This window comes from Candidatus Poriferisocius sp. (genome assembly GCF_965219815.1).
Lineage (GTDB): Bacteria > Actinomycetota > Acidimicrobiia > Acidimicrobiales > Bin134 > Poriferisocius.
The window spans coordinates 2,499,757-2,515,555 of record NZ_OZ244791.1; the positions used below are offsets into that span (position 1 = coordinate 2,499,757).

General features: G+C 61.9%; 16 protein-coding genes and 1 pseudogene. 8 read left to right on the forward strand and 9 right to left on the reverse strand.

Translation table 11 applies throughout. The annotated features are described in order from the left end of the window. Window positions 1-123: 123 nt before the first annotated feature. From ACOQPI_RS11980 to ACOQPI_RS12000, 5 genes and pseudogenes are all read left to right on the forward strand, one after another. Window positions 124-233 (forward strand): annotated as a pseudogene (locus ACOQPI_RS11980) (transposase); the annotation flags it as partial. After that, complete coding sequence (locus ACOQPI_RS11985) at window positions 209-346, forward strand: hypothetical protein (RefSeq protein WP_420619858.1); 138 nt, start codon at window positions 209-211, stop codon at window positions 344-346. The pseudogene ACOQPI_RS11980 and the gene ACOQPI_RS11985, both read left to right, overlap by 25 nt. Window positions 347-430: 84 nt before the next feature. Continuing rightward, window positions 431-715, forward strand: coding sequence for a transposase (locus ACOQPI_RS11990; protein WP_420618060.1), 285 nt, complete (start codon window positions 431-433; stop codon window positions 713-715). Next, window positions 712-1,608, forward strand: a complete 897-nt coding sequence (locus ACOQPI_RS11995; RefSeq protein WP_420618059.1) for an IS3 family transposase — start codon at window positions 712-714, stop codon at window positions 1,606-1,608. The genes ACOQPI_RS11990 and ACOQPI_RS11995 overlap by 4 nt, the downstream gene beginning before the upstream one ends. A gap of 35 nt (window positions 1,609-1,643) precedes the next feature. Beyond that, window positions 1,644-1,841, forward strand: coding sequence for a hypothetical protein (locus ACOQPI_RS12000; RefSeq protein WP_420619859.1), 198 nt, complete (start codon window positions 1,644-1,646; stop codon window positions 1,839-1,841). Window positions 1,842-2,578: 737 nt separating this feature from the next. Here the strand turns inward: ACOQPI_RS12000 and ACOQPI_RS12005 are convergent. From ACOQPI_RS12005 to ACOQPI_RS12025, 5 genes are all read right to left on the reverse strand, one after another. Further along, entirely contained in the window at window positions 2,579-3,367 is a 789-nt protein-coding gene (locus ACOQPI_RS12005; protein ID WP_420619860.1) for an amino acid ABC transporter ATP-binding protein, read from the reverse strand. Further along, window positions 3,364-4,971: an amino acid ABC transporter permease gene (locus ACOQPI_RS12010; protein WP_420619861.1), complete on the reverse strand. Its 1,608-nt coding sequence runs from the start codon at window positions 4,969-4,971 to the stop codon at window positions 3,364-3,366. The genes ACOQPI_RS12005 and ACOQPI_RS12010 overlap by 4 nt, the downstream gene beginning before the upstream one ends. Further along, complete coding sequence (locus ACOQPI_RS12015) at window positions 4,968-6,518, reverse strand: ABC transporter permease subunit (RefSeq protein ID WP_420619862.1); 1,551 nt, start codon at window positions 6,516-6,518, stop codon at window positions 4,968-4,970. The genes ACOQPI_RS12010 and ACOQPI_RS12015 overlap by 4 nt, the downstream gene beginning before the upstream one ends. A gap of 101 nt (window positions 6,519-6,619) precedes the next feature. After that, window positions 6,620-7,726 carry an amino acid ABC transporter substrate-binding protein gene (locus ACOQPI_RS12020; protein WP_420619863.1) on the reverse strand — a complete coding sequence of 369 codons (1,107 nt, stop codon included), beginning with the start codon at window positions 7,724-7,726 and terminating at the stop codon, window positions 6,620-6,622. Window positions 7,727-7,879: 153 nt separating this feature from the next. Then, a complete protein-coding gene (locus tag ACOQPI_RS12025) occupies window positions 7,880-9,046 on the reverse strand; it encodes an LLM class flavin-dependent oxidoreductase (RefSeq protein ID WP_420619864.1) in 1,167 nt (388 codons plus the stop codon). Window positions 9,047-9,174: 128 nt separating this feature from the next. Here ACOQPI_RS12025 and ACOQPI_RS12030 point away from each other — a divergent pair, with 128 nt between their 5' ends. Then, window positions 9,175-9,678 carry an NUDIX hydrolase gene (locus tag ACOQPI_RS12030; protein ID WP_420619865.1) on the forward strand — a complete coding sequence of 168 codons (504 nt, stop codon included), beginning with the start codon at window positions 9,175-9,177 and terminating at the stop codon, window positions 9,676-9,678. On the opposite strand, the gene ACOQPI_RS12035 is transcribed toward ACOQPI_RS12030, so the two are convergent. Both ACOQPI_RS12035 and ACOQPI_RS12040 read right to left on the reverse strand, forming a co-directional pair. Continuing rightward, complete coding sequence (locus ACOQPI_RS12035; RefSeq protein WP_420619866.1) at window positions 9,675-9,923, reverse strand: hypothetical protein; 249 nt, start codon at window positions 9,921-9,923, stop codon at window positions 9,675-9,677. The two genes, ACOQPI_RS12030 and ACOQPI_RS12035, sit on opposite strands and share 4 nt — an antisense overlap. Next, a complete protein-coding gene (locus ACOQPI_RS12040; protein WP_420619867.1) occupies window positions 9,920-10,948 on the reverse strand; it encodes a glycosyltransferase family 4 protein in 1,029 nt (342 codons plus the stop codon). The genes ACOQPI_RS12035 and ACOQPI_RS12040 overlap by 4 nt, the downstream gene beginning before the upstream one ends. 76 nt (window positions 10,949-11,024) lie before the next feature. Between ACOQPI_RS12040 and ACOQPI_RS12045 the strand changes: the two genes are divergently transcribed. Then, window positions 11,025-12,197, forward strand: a complete 1,173-nt coding sequence (locus tag ACOQPI_RS12045) for an MGH1-like glycoside hydrolase domain-containing protein (RefSeq protein WP_420619868.1) — start codon at window positions 11,025-11,027, stop codon at window positions 12,195-12,197. Between the two features lie 12 nt (window positions 12,198-12,209). Here ACOQPI_RS12045 and ACOQPI_RS12050 read toward each other — a convergent pair whose 3' ends face one another. Both ACOQPI_RS12050 and ACOQPI_RS12055 read right to left on the reverse strand, forming a co-directional pair. Beyond that, window positions 12,210-12,779 carry a septum formation family protein gene (locus ACOQPI_RS12050; protein ID WP_420619869.1) on the reverse strand — a complete coding sequence of 190 codons (570 nt, stop codon included), beginning with the start codon at window positions 12,777-12,779 and terminating at the stop codon, window positions 12,210-12,212. Between the two features lies 1 nt (window position 12,780). Beyond that, complete coding sequence (locus tag ACOQPI_RS12055; protein WP_420619870.1) at window positions 12,781-14,133, reverse strand: class E sortase; 1,353 nt, start codon at window positions 14,131-14,133, stop codon at window positions 12,781-12,783. A gap of 125 nt (window positions 14,134-14,258) precedes the next feature. On the opposite strand from ACOQPI_RS12055, the gene ACOQPI_RS12060 reads away from it, so the two are divergent. Next, the gene (locus tag ACOQPI_RS12060) at window positions 14,259-15,794 is read left to right on the forward strand and encodes an AMP-binding protein (protein WP_420619871.1); all 1,536 of its coding nucleotides are present in this window, start codon (window positions 14,259-14,261) and stop codon (window positions 15,792-15,794) included. Window positions 15,795-15,799: the final 5 nt, after the last annotated feature.

The following is a 15,799-nucleotide window of genomic DNA, read 5'->3' on the forward strand; positions in this document are numbered from 1 at the left end:
GCTCGCAGCTCACTGTGTAAGAACGGCCTGCCCTAGCTGTTCCTCCTGAGCGCCCCGAACCCGACAACCCGGAACCTACAACCCCAGACCGCCAGCGCCCCCAGCGCCCCCCATTTCATACCCGCTACCAACGCCACAGAGAGCCTCAACGCCCGGTTCCGACGAGCCGTGCGACACCGAGGACACTCACCGCAACGAGCAGGCCGCCATGAAGATCCTCTACCTTGTCGCCACCACCAGACGAAAGAACCGCAGCAACCTCACCGGCAAAACCAACGGCTGGAAAGCCACCTTGAACACACTGAACGCCCACTACCGCGACCGCATCGCCGACAACATCAAATGAAAACCATCACGGCCGGTTACACAGAAAAACTGACAGACTGAGGTTCCCCCCTTTTCGTGGAGACATGCTCTATAAGGAGGAGCTATGTCCAGACCGCGAAGAGATTATGACCGGGAGTTCCGTGATGGGGCTGTCCGGATCGTCAAGGAGACCGGCCGGCCGGTGGCCCACGTCGCCCGGGAGCTCGGCGTCAACGAGGGCACGCTCGGGAATTGGGTGCGCCGGGACCGAGACGAGCGCTCGGGCGGGCTGAGCGGCGACGAGCGGGCCGAGCTGGCCCGGCTGCGCCGCCGGGTCGCCGAGCTGGAGATGGAGCGTGATGTGCTCAAACGATCCGTGGTCCTTTGGGTCAACGAGGCGACGCGGTGACCGCAGGGTTCATCGCGGCCCAAAGGACCGACCACGGTGTGCCTCACTCTGTGGCTTGCAGAGCGCTGGGCGTGGCGGAATCCACGTTCTACAAGCACCTCGACCGGCCGCTGACCGATCGGCAGCGGCGTCGCCGGGCGCTGGACGCCGAGGTGAAAAAGGCGTTCGACGAATCGGACGGCACCTACGGGTCGCCCAGGGTGCGCGCCCGGCTGCGACGCGATGGCCTGTCGGTGTCGAAGAAGACGGTGGAGGCCTCGATGGCCCGCCAGGGCCTGTGCGCCCGCCCCAAACGCAAAAAGGGCCTCACCAGCCCCGACAGCTCCCATGCGGCCCCCACAGACCTTCTGGGCCGCGACTTCAGCGCGACAGGGGTCAACCAGAAATGGTGCGGCGACTTCAAACAGGTTCCCACCGCCGAGGGCCCGGTGTTCCTCGCGACCGTCGAGGACCTCTACTCCAGGCGCATGGTCGGCTTCGCCACCTCCGACCGGTACCCGACCGCCGAGCTGGCCAAACAGGCCATCAACACCGCGGTCGCCACCAGAGGCGGCAACGTCAAAGGCGTCATCTTCCACTCGGACAAGGGATCGCAATACACCTCAGAAGCCTTCGCCGCCGCCTGCCGGCGGCTCGGCATCTCACGGTCCACCGGAAGAACCGGCAACGCGCTGGACAACGCGCCGGCCGAGTCGTTCTTCTCCACCCTCCAACACGAGCTCATCTCACGCCGAGCCTGGACCACCAGAGCCCGGGCCCGACGAGAAATCACCCTATGGGTCCACACCTGGTACAACCAGCACCGCCTCCACTCCGCAATCGGAATGACCAGCCCCGTAGAATACGAACAGGCCCACAACCCCGACCCTCAAAAACAAACTCTCCACGATTAGGGGGGAAGCTCAAGACCCAGACCTGGTTCAGCGTTTTGACCCGCAAAGCCCTGACCAACACCAGCTTCTCATCGGTCGCCGAACTCGAGAACCGCATCGACTGGTGGGTCGAGCACTGGAACGACAACCCCGAACCCTTCACATGGACCCGCACAGCCCAACAAATAATCGACAAAGTCGCCTCAGGAAAAGCAACCCTCGACCGGATCACCAAATCCGCGACACACCACTAGGGCCACCAAGTCAGAGGTGGTTGCCAAGATGATGCATCTGTAGTAATGCTACCACTTCAGCCCTTCGAATATTGCCATGTACATCCAGCGGTACCACGACATCAAGATTTCTAATACTGGGGTGTGGAGGGTCCTTGACCGTCTGAGTAGTCTGCTGGCCAAGCGGCGCTGTAAGCGTTGCAAAAAGCTCCAGCCCGGCTACCAGGTGCAGACCGACGTGAAGTCTGTTGCCTCTGTAGCAGGCGTCGCCCCCAAATGCACTTTCAGTTCACAGCGATCGACGACTGCATCCCGCATCCGGGTGCTGCGCGTCTACCCCAAATGCAGCCAGCGGACCTCCATACCTCAGCCGCCTACATCAGTAGCACACCTAGGGTGTGAGCAGAAGTCTGGCCATTTGCAGGTGGCCAGATTGGCCTTGGTGAAGGGCTGCCGAGGATAGTCTGGGAGCACTGTTTTCCGCTTGAGGGTATATGGCCCACAAGGATGAGTTGACAACACTGAATCGACCTGATAGACATCCGTCATGCTGAAGCAAAACCTCACAAATACGCCATCAAGACTCAATAGGCTTGACATAAGCGGCATTCTCATCGTTTTGTTTCTCACATACTAATTCTATTTATGGTTAAGACTCCCACAGTCCAGCGCCTATATAGCTGATTATGACATAGCACTTGAATATTGTCCTTGTCTTTTCTCCAGTGTCAGCAATAGCGCTCCGTTCCTGCTTGGATTTACAATATTTGGGATAGGAAGAGTTGGGTTCGTTCTTCTCGGGGGTTGGTGAAGAAGTGCTCGGGCTCGCCTACTTCGACGATCTCGCCGTCGGCCATGAAGATGACCCGGTCGGCGGCCTCTCGGGCGAAGCCCATCTCGTGGGTAACCACTATTAGGGTCATACCCGTTTTGGCCAATTCGAGGATTACGTCGAGTACTTCGGAGATCATTTCTGGGTCAAGGGCCGAAGTCGGCTCGTCGAACAACATGATCTTGGGCTGCATGGCCAGCGACCGGGCAATAGCCACGCGCTGCTGCTGACCGCCGGAGAGCTGACCGGGGAACTTGCGAGCCTGCTCGGGAATCTTGACCCGCTCCAAGAGTTCCATCGCTCGATCCTCGGCCTGCTTCTTTGGCATTTTGAGCACTTGGCGGGGTCCTAAGGTGATGTTGTCCATAACCGAGAGATGGGGGAACAAGTTGAACTGTTGGAACACCATGCCGGTTTCGCGCCGGATCATGGCGATGTTGCGGAGATCCTCTGTGAGTTCGATGCCGTCTACGACTATGTCTCCTTGGTCATGGTGTTCAAGGCGATTGATACAGCGAATCAAGGTGGACTTACCAGACCCTGAAGGCCCGATGACAACCACCACCTCACCAGTGCCTACTTTGAGGTTGATTTCGCACAGGGCTTGAAATGTCCCGAAGAATTTGTCCACATTGATCATCTCTACGATCGGTTCCAGGTCGCCAATTTGGGTGGCATCGCTGTTGACGGTGGGAGATGTGGGCGTGTTGGTCATCGTTCTCCAACTCCGAGCCTTCGCTCGAGGCGTTGGCTCTCTCTAGACATGGTGTAGCTGATGGCCCAATAGGCAAAGGCAACGAATACAAGGGTCTCAGCGTGGGTGGCGGTTATAAACCCGGCTTGAGCGTGGATCAGCTCGCGGGCCCTCACCAGTTCCACGATGCTGATTATGGACAACAACGAGCTGTCTTTGAAGAGGCTGATGATCTGGCCCACCATCGCGGGGATCACAGCCCGCAGAGCTTGGGGCAGAACGATGAGACGTGTAACCCCGAACGGCTGCAATCCGACTGTTTGGCCAGCTTCTACCTGCCCTCGGGAAACCGCCTGCAGTCCCCCTCTCACCACCTCGGCCAAGTATGCCGAGCTGAATATTGTGAACATGATGATTGCTCGGGTTAGCAGGGAAAGTGGCGTGTCGGTATCCAAAAAGAACCCGATGAAGATGCTGGCTACGAATAGCAGCGTGATGAGGGGAACGCCCCGGAAGAACTCGATGTACCCCACACATAACCAGCGCACCACAGGGAGTGAGGACCGTCTTCCGATGGCGAGGAGCAGGCTGATCGGGAAGGCTAGGATGATGGCAGCAACTGACGCCACCAAGGTGAGGTGCAGCCCGGCCCAGTTGTCCCAGCCCACGCTTGAGGTCTCTCCGATCAACCAGTAGATCACTCGTACTGCGACGACTGCTGCGACCACAGACAAAAATTGGGCTGCCAGTTTGAATCTGGCCAGATCTTTGGCGGTGATTTGCCGTGTGCGGCCAGAGACCGGCCAAACAATCATAGTTCCCAAGTACTTGCTGAAGTCTTTCGCGCTGGCGATTTGAAGGGCGGCAAAAGAAAAGAGGGCACTGGTCCACCACCAGCTGATCCCTCCTGTACCGGTCAGGACTTGAAATGACACGATGCCGGTCAGACCTGCTGCGAACCATCCGACTTTTCGGAGTTGGCGCGGCAGCCGCATGACCGACTGGCGCAGAATTAGACCGAGGGCCAAAGCAGAGACGGTGAGTAACGTTGGCCAGATAGTGCCAGTGAATATCAAGGTGACAATGAGCAAGACCAGGATGGCCCAATAGCGACGTGCTAACCCTAGAACGCTGTGCCGTTCGAACGCCGTCCCGATTTCGATGGCCCGATCTCGGTTGCTGGCCACCACTGTACCCCAGGCAATCCCAATAGATGAGGCCAGCAAGTAGGTCTGCACCACCAGTCGCCATTGCTCAGAACGAGGGAAGGTCCCAATCATGAGCAAGGTGAGGTTCTGCCTCACTGCTTCCCACTGCCCAGAGAGGAACAAGAATTTCCCGCCTCGATAGATTGCGTAGACCCCCACCACCCCAAGAAGGATGGTGACTAGAGCGTTATACCAGGTATTAAACAAGTCCTTGCGCAGTTGGGGTACGCGGAGGGCTGCTAAAGTCCCGAGACCGACGGCGACTGTTCCCCAGCCGAACACTGTGCTAGGCCCATTGGAACTAACGATGAACAGACCGAGGATCGCGGTTATCAACCCAACAATGGCGGCGGTACGGGTACCGACGGAGTGGCTGATTTTCTGCTCTATGGCAGTTGTGGTCGGTGGAGATGTCATCGTTCTTTGAGCTGAATTGAGCGGTTATACAGATTGAGCACAAGTGAGATGATGAGGCTGATCAGCAAATAGACGGCCATGAGGATTCCAATTAGCTGAGGTGCAGGGTTTCCATTGCCGATTGCCGTTTGGACCAAAAGGGTGACGTCGAAGAACCCCACGGTTATGGCCAGGGAAGTGTTCTTGGCCAGGTTCAGACACTCGCTGATGTAGGGCGGGATGGCGATCCGCATCGCTTGGGGCAGGATCACAAATCGATACTGCTGAGAGGACTTGAGACCAATGGCTGAAGCAGCCTCCCCTTGACCTCGGGGAAGGGCCAGTATGGAACCCCGCACAATTTCGGCAACGAAGCTGGCGGTATAACAGCCCAGGGCAATGGTGAGGGCCATGAAGCCAGAGTTAGTGGCAAACCCTCCAGAGACTCTCCTTCCGCTGTCCGAGACTGCTGGCCAGGACCAATCGTAAGGCCCGCCAAGAGCTACAAAACTTACCACCACGACAAGGGTGAACACGGCGAGCGACCAGAGCATCCGGTGGTGGGGAATCCCAGTGGCAGTGTTGCGCCGAGTTCGCCAGATGCCTACAGCGATGGCAGTGATTGCGGCGACAAGCACCAGCACCCAGAACAGCCCGACGTTGCCGCTGGAGGCTAGCGATGGGATGCCCCAGCGGTCCTTGCTGATGATCAGGTAGTTGCTGTCGGAACCCGGCCACCGTCCTTCCCAGGGAAACTGCCCGCGGCTGATGGCCCATGCAGGCAATGGTCCGAAAGTGAAGAGTGCGAAGCCGAAGAACATGATCACCACCAGCGGCGGGATGTTGCGCAGGGTCTCTACGTACAGAGTGGCCAGCCACGCAACCAGCTTGTTGGAGGAAAGCCGGGCGATACCCACAAACAATCCGATCAAAGAGGCCATAAAGATGCCCACCACCGAGACCAGCGCGGTGTTCTTGATCCCGGCCAGAATCCCCTTCCAAATTGGGTTTCGAAGATCAAAGTTTGCGTCCCGAATTTCAAAGTTGGTGGGTCTTTGCAGGACGTCGAAATCCCGGGAGATGCCGGTTTCGTCCATACCGGTGACCAAATTGTGGAATAGCAACCTCAGCGCTGCGATCACTGCTACCGCTACCAAGACTTGCCCGGCTATTCGAAGCACCCGCACATCACGCCAAAGCGCGGGGATCCCAGGCAGTGGCACTCGCGGGTCGCTTGTGGGAACAGCACGCCTTGCGGAACCGTCGTGGACGACTCGGATGCCAAGTAAGGCCATGCCCGGTGTCTGCCCAATTCGGACGGCGTCAGTCAGCATTAGCGATAAAATCGCCGCAGGTATGGCTGCCACAAATAGCCAGGCAAGGAGCAACTCTGCAACGTCGCTGTAGCCATCGAGCAGCCGCAGCCCGAATTGCCACACCGATATAACCGCCACTATCGCAAGGATCATTAGGTCGGCAATCAGTGCCTGCGCCCTGCGCTTAAGGGGCGCGGAGGGAACTGCGGTGAGATCTGCGGGTGTGCCGGTGACTTCAGCGGTGCTGCTCATAGCAGGATGGCCATGAATTTAGATGAGAACGGCCCACCAGTCAGAGACCGGTGGGCCGTTCTCATCTGCGTTTGCTCGCCGATAGACGAGCGGGGCTCCGTCTATCGGTAGGGCGGGACGTACATGAGCCCGCCGTTTGTCCACAAGTCGTTCACACTTCCGGAGAGAGTTCCCAACTGCGGATGGCTATTGAAGATTTCCTCGTAGTTACCCACCTGCGACACAACTTGCACTGCGAAGTCGGTAGGGAGACCGAGTTCGGGGTCGATCCCGCCGAGGAAATTCTCAATGTTGGGATCATTACCGGCGTAGCTGGTGACATTGGTCGAATTGAGGCCGAACTCCCAAGCTTGCACGGTAGCCATGATTGCCCAGTTCACGACTTGAGCCCACTCGGTATCGCCATCGAGGACCACCGGGCCGAGAGGCTCTTTGGAGAACACTTCAGACATGATGTGCTGTTCCTCGCCGCCCTTATCCTCGATTTCGAACTTGAACACACCGAGGGCACTGCTGTCAGCAGTCATTGCCTCGCACTGGCCCTCTTCGTAGGCCGGAACCAGGGTGTCGAAACCTTCGAAGGGGATTGGCGTAAATGTAATTCCCCGGGCATTGAGAACCGCGCTGAGATTCAACTCGGTGGTAGTACCGGTGCTGACGCAGATGCTGGCGTCGGCCAAGTCCTCCAGGGTAGTGAGACCGCTGGATGCGGGGACCATCATTCCCTGTCCATCAAAATAGGTAGTGAACAAGAAGTTGGCCGACTCGACCCCGTCCCTAGTCGCCGTCCACGTCGTGTTGCGGTTCATCACGTCAAACTGGCCGGCCTGCAATGCGGTAAACCGCTCAGCACTGGTAACTGGCACGATTTCCACGGCCTCGGCATCGCCCAGCACAGCGGCAGCCACTACCCGGCACATATCAATGTCGAAGCCCACATAGGTCCCATCGGGCTGGACGGCTGCGAAGCCAGGAAGGTCATCTCGGGAGCCGCAGAGCACGTAGCCCCGCTCCAGGACTCTTTGCAGTGTGCGACCTTGAAGGATTTCAACGGCCTGTTGCTCCGTGGCTTCCGGCTCTGGAGCTTGCGTGGCGACCGCGGGGGCCGCGGGGGCTGCGCCGTCGTCGCTGCCGCAGGAGACGGCAATCAGCGAGAAGGCCAATACCAGCCCGAGTAGGACCAGCAAGCGGTTAACAGATTCCTGCATGGTTTTGCTCCCAATGTTGGACTCAAGGGACGACAATACGCTAGCGGCTGGATCGCCCTCTGGCTAGGCTGAGCGGTGATTTTTGTGGACCGATTAGACGGGTCTGTTGGAACGGGTTACCCAGCTAAGTCTGATTGCCTCGGTGTTCGCCGATTATTCCGCCACAGCCAGAGCAGCCTCGCGCTGGCGCGTGGAGCGGTGTACTGGGTCGGTGTCGATCACCGGGATCACGTGCTTGCCGAAGTTCACGATGGTCTCGCGCACCACGTCCATGGGAAGCGTGGAGGTTAGCGGGCTGATCACATACTGATCGGCGCCTACCCGCTCGTACTGGCGCGAAACATGGATGCAGTCTTCAGCGTTGCCCACGCACAGCGAGCCACCCTCGATGGCCATTTTCACGTCGTCATGGGTGGGCTCGGGGATGACGGCCGGCCACTCGGGAATGCCCTCGGGCTTGGGGAAAGTGTCCAGCCAGCGGTAGACGAGGCACTGGTAGTAATACATGTGGCCCCGGGTGGCCCAGTCGATGGCCACCTCCCGGTCGTCCAGGCAGACGCCGAAGCCCACGCACATCACGTTGTCGTGGACGTAATCGCCCACCGGGTTCTTGCAGCTAGCTATCTCGTTCTTGTAGATCTCGATCAGCGGGGCGATCTCGTCGGGCGTTCCGATGGTGAAGCACAGCACCCCGATACCCAGCTTGCCGGCCTTCTCGAAGGTGCCCGGGCTGCCGCACGCCACCCACAGCGGGGGATGGGGCTTGGTGACCGGCTTGGGGAAGATCTCCCGGGCCGGCATGGAGAAGCTGTCGCCCTCGTAGCTGTAGGCACCCTCTCGCCACATGTGGGGGATCTGGCGGATGGCCTCGTCCCACAGGCCTCGGGTGACCTCGGTGTCGGCTAGGCCGGTTTCCGGGTCGCGGGGCGTTCCCGGCATGCCGAACCCCATCACCTCGGTGGATGAGGAGCCCCGGCCGGTGCCCAGTTCGAACCGCCCGTTCGACAGCACGTCGATCATGGCCGCCCGCTCGGCCGAGCGCACCGGGTGGTTCACCGGGGCGGTGATGTTGAAGATGGCCGATCCCAGATGCACGTTCTCGGTGGTCGAGGCCACCGCCGACAGGAACACCTCGGGCGAGGACATGTGGGAGTACTCCCGCAGGAAGTGGTGCTCGGAGGCCCAGATGTACTTGAACCCGTTGCTGTCGCAAAGCTGGGAGATCTCCAAGTTGTCGCGGATGCGCTGGGCCTCCCAGTCGGGGTTGTCCTCGTAGCCGAAATCAGGCACGAAACACTGGGCAAAATATCCGAACTCCATTTTGAGCAACCCCCCGGTAGTGGTTCTTCGAGCGGGACTGTACCGGCGGGTGCTTGCGGCCATCTATTCCGCCGCAGGTTGATGTTGGAACCGCCCGCGGCCGGTGGGGGCGGGTATGGTCGGCGCCCATGGCATGGACGCTGCGCCGCCCCGCCGCCCGAGTGGTGCTGTTGGACCGGCATGGGCGCATCTTCTTGATGCAGGCCAGCGATCCCATCGACCCCCACAAGGAGCCGTGGTGGGAGATTCCCGGCGGCGGGCTGGGACCGGGAGAGGACTCGGCCGCGGGCGCTCGTCGCGAGCTGTGGGAAGAGACGGGGTTCGCCGACGTGGAGGTCGGGCCCTGCATCTGGACCCAGCACGTGGAGTTCGATTTCGCCGGCATCCACTTCGACTCCGATGAGCGCATCCACGTGGCCTGGTGTCCCGATGGGGGAGAGTGGAATCCCCAGCACCTTGAAGCGCTGGAGGCGGCCGCGTTCGAGGAGGCCCGCTGGTGGAGTCTGGAAGAGCTGTTGGCCTCTGACGAGAAGGTGCTGCCCGAACGGCTGCGGGAGTTCTTGCCCGATGTGGTGGCCGGTCGAATGCCGTCGGAGCCCATAGACATAAGCCCCATAGACATCAGCCCTTAGGGCAAGGGCTCTTCCCGATCCGCGGCCCTCACGGCGTAGGAGAAGATGATGGCAGGAGCGAGAACGAGGGAGCCAACGAGCAGGCAGACGATGATGGCGGTAACCAGGGGGCTGCGGAAGCTGGTGGCGAAGCCGGTGAAGAAGAGGGCGGCGGCGGCCAGGTAGAGGAGGTAGCCCAGCCGCTGGCCCATGGTGGTCAGCTGAGCGATGCGTCGTCGTCGGGCCGCGAGGTTGTCTGGGCTCACGGGAGCCAGCCCGCGTCGTCCAAGAGTGCGACCAGATCCGCTCGGACCCGCTCCAAGGAGAAGTGTCGTTGGGCGATGGCCTGATTCTGGTCCAATAGTTCGGTGTCGGGGCAGTCCAAGAACGCGCGCACCTCGTGTAGGCGGTCGGGAGAGAACCAGCGGAACCCGAACTCAGCCAACTCGTCGGCCACCGGATAGCTGCCCACCACGCAGGGCCGCCGCCAGATGGCCGCCTCCACAGGGGGATTGCCGAACCCCTCCCAAGTGGAGGGAAAAACCACCAGATCAGCGGCGGCATAGATGTCGGGGGTACGAGCCACCGGCCGATGGATCACCGGACAGCGGGCGCTGGCCAGCAGCTGCCCCAAGGTGGCGTCGTAGCCCTCTTCGGCTTGCCCCATCAGCCAATAGGCGCCTTCCAGCTCTTCGGCGATGGCGATGGCCACGGGAATGTTCTTGCGGGGAATGGCTCGCACCGGGTGGGCCACCAGCAGGGCATCATCGGCCACTCCCAGACTCTTCCTCATCGCGGCTCGGTCGCCCTCGGGGCGCTGGGTGTCGAATCCGTTGTAGATCACCGTTGCCTCGAGACCTCGCTGGGCGAACTGCTCGGCGGTGAGCCGATTGATCACCACGTGGCGCCAGCAGGGGTCGTGGGCGGGCAACTCGGTCACCGAGGCAAACCGCTCTCGCTGCCAGGGAGGGTCGTGGTGGTGGAGTATGGCGGGGCGACCGGCCAGCGTCCGGGCCACGGTGCGAGCTGCCGGGAGGTTCAGCGGGATGGTGCAGAGGTTCTCCACCACCACCAAGTCGACGTCGGCCACCGAGGCGGTGAACTCGTCGGGGTCAGGACCGTCAAGCTGGCCGATGCCCAAACCCGGTACCAGCCGGTCAACCGGGCCCTCCGCGGCCACCATCACCATCTCGAAGCCGATGTCGGTGAGCATCTCTTGCCAGAGGCGGGCAACGATGGACACGCCGTCGCTCAATCCCAGTCGAAATGAGACGATCGCGCCCCGTGCCATTCCCACGAGGTAACCAGATATGCCGGAAATGTGAGACTTTGAAGATCGGGAGGGGGAAGATCAGGAGGGGGAACACATGGAGGGGGAACACATGGATGGGCCAGGCGAGCATGAACGCTCCGCGGTGCGGGAGGCGGCTCGAGCGGTTTTGGAGGCCCATTGGGTTCCCGAGGGCTATGCCGTCCCGAATCCGGCAACGTACCCCTGGCAGTGGCTGTGGGATTCCTGCTTCCACGCGGTGTGCTGGGCTGAGTTGGGCGACGATCGCGGCCTGACCGAGCTTCAAACCGCGCTGTCGGTGCAGGGCGCCGACGGGTTCGTCCCCCACATGAACTATGTGCGTCATCCCGGGGTGGCGGCCGATCTTTGGGGTCGAGACGACGCTTCGTGCATCACCCAGCCCCCCATGTACGGGCATGCCGTTGCCGAACTGGTGCGGCGGGGGGTGGACGTGAGCGAAGAGACGGTGGCCAAGGCCGAGCACGGGCTGCGGTTCCTACTCGTTTATCGCCGCCGCCTTGCCAACGGGCTGGTGGCGCTGTGCCATCCCTGGGAGAGCGGGGCTGACGACAGTCCTCGCTGGGACGACTTCTGCCCTGGTGGGTTCTCCCTGGATTCTTGGCGACGAGCAAAGAACCGGCTTGTCACGTCGATTGAACTCAGCCCTGCTGGATCTCCCGTGGCCAACCCGGCATTCGAATCCGCGTCGGCGGGGTTCAACGCCCTGGTGGTGTTCAACGCCCGGGAGCTGGCCACGGTGTCCGGACGCTCAGAGATAACCGGGTATGCCGATGAGCTGGCGGAGTGCCTGGCCGATCAGTGGGATCAACCCCTCCGCACGTGGGCGGACGCCGGGGAGGCGGAGTCGGGTTCGGGGCGGGCTCGCACACTCGACGGCCTGCTGCCGATGCTGGTTGCCGCGGAGACCGACCGGATTGATGCCGTGGCCGCCGACCTGATCGATCCATCGGCCTACGGCGGGGGGTGCGGCCCCGCTGGCGTTCATCGAGGGGAACCTGGATTCGACCCCCGCTCGTATTGGCGGGGGCCGGCCTGGCCCCAGCTCAGCTATCTGGTGTGGGTGGGCCTGCGTACACACGGGCGGCACGAAGCTGCGGAGGCAGTGGCCTCGGCCACCGCCAGGGGCGCAATGCGGAGCGGCTTCTCCGAGTATTGGGACCCTGACGACGGCACCGGCTGCGGGGCCGCGCCCCAGTCATGGACGGCATTGGCCGCGCTGATGGCCTGAGCTGGCCGGGCCTCAGAGCCTGATGTCCTCCATGGTTCCGATGATGAGCAGACCCTTGTAGCTGTGTACGAAGCAGGAGATGCGCTGACGGGACTCCTCACCCTCCCAGTCGGTGCGGCTGGGGGTGATCATGCCGATGTCGAGCTGAGATTTCTCGTAGACGAGTCCGACGAAGGGCTCGAACTGGTCGTAGCACTGTTCCTGACCCCAGCTATTGACCGCCTCTTCTCCGGGATAGGGGATGCCGGGTGGGGCTTCGTGGGCCACAATGGCGTACACCTGGGCATTGTGGGGTCGGGTGCAGCCGATGGCGGTGGTCAGCTGGGCGAGCAGATCGTTGCGGTCCCGGTAGGTGTACTGGTTGAAGCACGTCCCCACGAGAAGGTCGTAGGGATCGGTGACGGTTCCCTCGAACCGGTCGCGCAAATCCTCCTCGGTGGGCAGGAGGTCGGGTTCGGCGGTGGGCTGCACGAACACCTCGTCGAGCAGAGAGTCCTCGGTTTCTTCCCCGCCGCATCCGGCTGCCGCCAGCGCCAATGCCAGCACTATGGGGAGGAAGAAGCGCTTCATGGAATCCAGCACATCAGTAGGAGGGCAGCACTCGGTCGATATGCCAGAACGCCATGAACAACACAATGAGGAAGGGCACTGTCGATAGAGCGTAGGCCGGGAGCTTCTTCCATCGATGCCCGGCGAACAGGGCTGAGAACCAAATGGCCATCGCGGCCAGGCCCCACAAGACAGCCGGGATCAGCCCGTCAGAATCTCCGTCGAGGCCTTCGCCGAAGGAATCAGCCGTCGGCGATGCTGCTGCTGCGGCTGCTGTTTCCTCTTCTTCATCTTCTTCCTCTGTTTCTGGGGTCGGGTCCGCGGTCGGCGTAGAGGCGGGCGTCGGAGTCGTCGCCTCATCGGTGGGCTCGGGTTCGGGCGTCGAAGTTGCCGTCTCGTCGGCGGGTTCAGGTTCGGGCGTCGCGGTCGTCGCCTCGTCGGTAGGTTCGGGGGCGGGGGTTGTAGTGATCGTCTGGTTGCTGGACTCCACCTCATCCACATTCTCGTCGGCCAGCTGAAGGGCAAACTGCTGTTGTTGCCCGGGTCGGGGGTACGTAGGGGCGGGTTCGCCCACTAGCTCTCCTACCACGATGATTCGCTGGCGGGCAGAGCCCTTGGGGTGACAAGCCGTCAGAGTGAGCCGGTTGGGGTGGACGGGGAAATCCTGATCGAGGACCTCAACCGCGGTGGGGGGAACGATGAGGTGTCCGAATCCCTCTCCTTGCTCTATCACTCTGTAAATGAACTCCCCTTGGATGGTGGTGATGATCATCTCGTCTCCGGGGAGCAACTCATCGATGTCGCCGAATGGTGCGCCATAGGTGGTTCGGTGACCGGCGATGGCCGCATTTCCCTCTTGGCCGAGCATGGCAGTGGCTGGATAGTGGCCGGGCCCCTTGCGGAGATCGCCAACCCTCACGCCCTCCACAACGGTCTTGTCCAGTCCGATGCGGGGGATCTGGATCCGGGCGATGGCCGATCCCTGATCTCGGTAGAGCATGGCCAGCCATTCCGGGTGGGGAGTGGGTGGCGGCTGGGGATCTCCGGCTGGCTCCGCAGTGGGAGTCGGAGTGGGAGTCGGGCTCGGAGACGGCGGGCTTGGGTTGGGGTCGTCGGCAGACCGAGGGGTCTCGATGGGCTCGGGGGTGGCCGTGGGGTCAGCGGTGTCAGCGGGACCAGGAGTGGGAGTGGCGACTGGGGAAAGCGGGGCGGGCTCCCAAGCGCTGGATGCCTCCAGCAGGTCGGAGAAGTCGTCGTCCAGATCTTGCTGGGCCCGGGCTTCGATGACACCAGTTCCCCAGAGCTGGAATATTCCGAACAGCAGAATGATGAGCCCGAGGGCAATGATGGTCTTTCCGAGTGTGCCCAGAACCCGTACAACCGTCACGGCGGAAATTGTACGAGCAGGAAGTGGACAACCCATGTCGTGCGTGAGCCATCAATAGAACTTGCCGGTGGGGCTGCGGCTGGCCGCCTGTGTAGATGGGCGGGCGGGATGGATACGGTGGGGCAATGAAGGTAGCTCTGAGTGTGCGGGACTTCTTGGATCGGGCCGAGACGGTGTACGGCGACCGGGTGGGGATCGTGGACGAACCGGATCAACCGGCCGAAGGGTGGGGCGAGCTGACCTACTCCCGAATGGGCGAACTAGCCCGAGCCCAGGCCGCCGCGTTGGACGAGCGCGGGATCGGATTCGGGGAGCGGGTGGCCATCGTCTCCCACAACGCGGCCCGGCTTATGGTCTCCTTGTTCGGGGTGAGCGGATACGGCCGAGTGTGCGTGCCCATCAACTTCCGGCTCAACGAAGAGGAGATCAGATACATCGTGGAGCATTCCGGGGCCACGATGCTGCTGATTGATCCGGAGTTGAAAGACGCATTGGCCGACGTGGACTGCCGCCACCGCTATGTGATCGGCGCAGAATCCGACCAAGCCCTCTACCGTTTCGGCGTGGAGCCCGAAGCATGGACTCCGGAAGAAGAGGCCACGGCCACCATCAACTACACCTCGGGCACCACTGCCCGCCCCAAGGGGGTGCAGATGACCCATCGTTCGCTGTGGCTGAACGCCACCACCTTTGGCTGGGCGGCCGGGGTGAGCGACCGGGACGTTTATCTCCACACCCTGCCCATGTTCCACTGCAACGGCTGGGGGATGCCTTACGCCATCAGCGGTGCCGGTGCTTGCCACATCGTGCTGCGCAAGGTGGACGGCGCGGAGATCCTGCGCCGGGTAGAGCACCACGGCGTCACGTACCTGTGCGGGGCTCCGGCGGTGGTGGCCGCCGTTTTGGATGCGGCTCAAGATTGGGAAGGGGAGATTCCCGGTTCGGGACGAGTGCGAATGACGGTGGCCGGAGCACCTCCGCCCACCCGCACCATCGAGCGGATGGAGACCGAGTTGGGCTGGGAGTTCATGCAGCTCTACGGCCTCACCGAGACTGCTCCCTATCTGACCATGAACCGCCGCCGGGCGGAATGGGACCACCTGAGCCCGGCCGAACGGGCGGTCAAGCTATCCCGCCAGGGCGTTCCCGCGCTGGGCATTTCGCTGGACGTAGACGAATCGGGCGAGGTGCTGGCCCGGGGCAACCACGTGCTGGAGGGATATTGGGAGCAGCCGGATGCCTCGGCCGACGCCCTGGCTGGGGGTTGGTTCCACACCGGTGACGGCGGCCTCATCGACGAAGAGGGCTACCTCGCCCTGTCGGACCGCAAGAAAGACGTGATCATCTCCGGCGGGGAGAACGTGTCGTCGATCGAGGTGGAGGACGCTCTGTTCGCCCACGAAGCGGTGGCTGAGGTGGCGGTGATCGGCGTGCCCGACGAGAAGTGGGGTGAGACGGTGAAGGCCCTGGTGGTGTTGGCCCCCGGCACATCGGCGACCGAGGACGAGCTGATTCAGCACTGCCGGAGCCGCCTCGCCCACTACAAGTGCCCCACCTCGGTGGAGTTCCGCGAAGAGCTGGCCCGCACCGCCACCGGCAAGCTCCAGAAGTACCGCCTGCGCGAGCCCTACTGGGCCGACCACGACCGCCAGATCAACTGACCTAT

Bases quoted from the DNA above. Each gene is read 5' to 3' on its own strand.
- ACOQPI_RS12015 (WP_420619862.1), bottom strand. From the start codon at position 6,518: ATGAGCAGCACCGCTGAAGTCACCGGCACACCCGCAGATCTCACCGCA.
- ACOQPI_RS11985 (WP_420619858.1), top strand. From the start codon at position 209: ATGAAGATCCTCTACCTTGTCGCCACCACCAGACGAAAGAACCGCAGC.
- ACOQPI_RS11990 (WP_420618060.1), top strand. From the start codon at position 431: ATGTCCAGACCGCGAAGAGATTATGACCGGGAGTTCCGTGATGGGGCT.
- ACOQPI_RS12005 (WP_420619860.1), bottom strand. From the start codon at position 3,367: ATGACCAACACGCCCACATCTCCCACCGTCAACAGCGATGCCACCCAA.
- ACOQPI_RS12025 (WP_420619864.1), bottom strand. From the start codon at position 9,046: ATGGAGTTCGGATATTTTGCCCAGTGTTTCGTGCCTGATTTCGGCTAC.
- ACOQPI_RS12045 (WP_420619868.1), top strand. From the start codon at position 11,025: ATGGAGGGGGAACACATGGATGGGCCAGGCGAGCATGAACGCTCCGCG.
- ACOQPI_RS12030 (WP_420619865.1), top strand. From the start codon at position 9,175: ATGGCATGGACGCTGCGCCGCCCCGCCGCCCGAGTGGTGCTGTTGGAC.
- ACOQPI_RS12040 (WP_420619867.1), bottom strand. From the start codon at position 10,948: ATGGCACGGGGCGCGATCGTCTCATTTCGACTGGGATTGAGCGACGGC.
- ACOQPI_RS12020 (WP_420619863.1), bottom strand. From the start codon at position 7,726: ATGCAGGAATCTGTTAACCGCTTGCTGGTCCTACTCGGGCTGGTATTG.
- ACOQPI_RS12060 (WP_420619871.1), top strand. From the start codon at position 14,259: ATGAAGGTAGCTCTGAGTGTGCGGGACTTCTTGGATCGGGCCGAGACG.
- ACOQPI_RS12010 (WP_420619861.1), bottom strand. From the start codon at position 4,971: ATGACATCTCCACCGACCACAACTGCCATAGAGCAGAAAATCAGCCAC.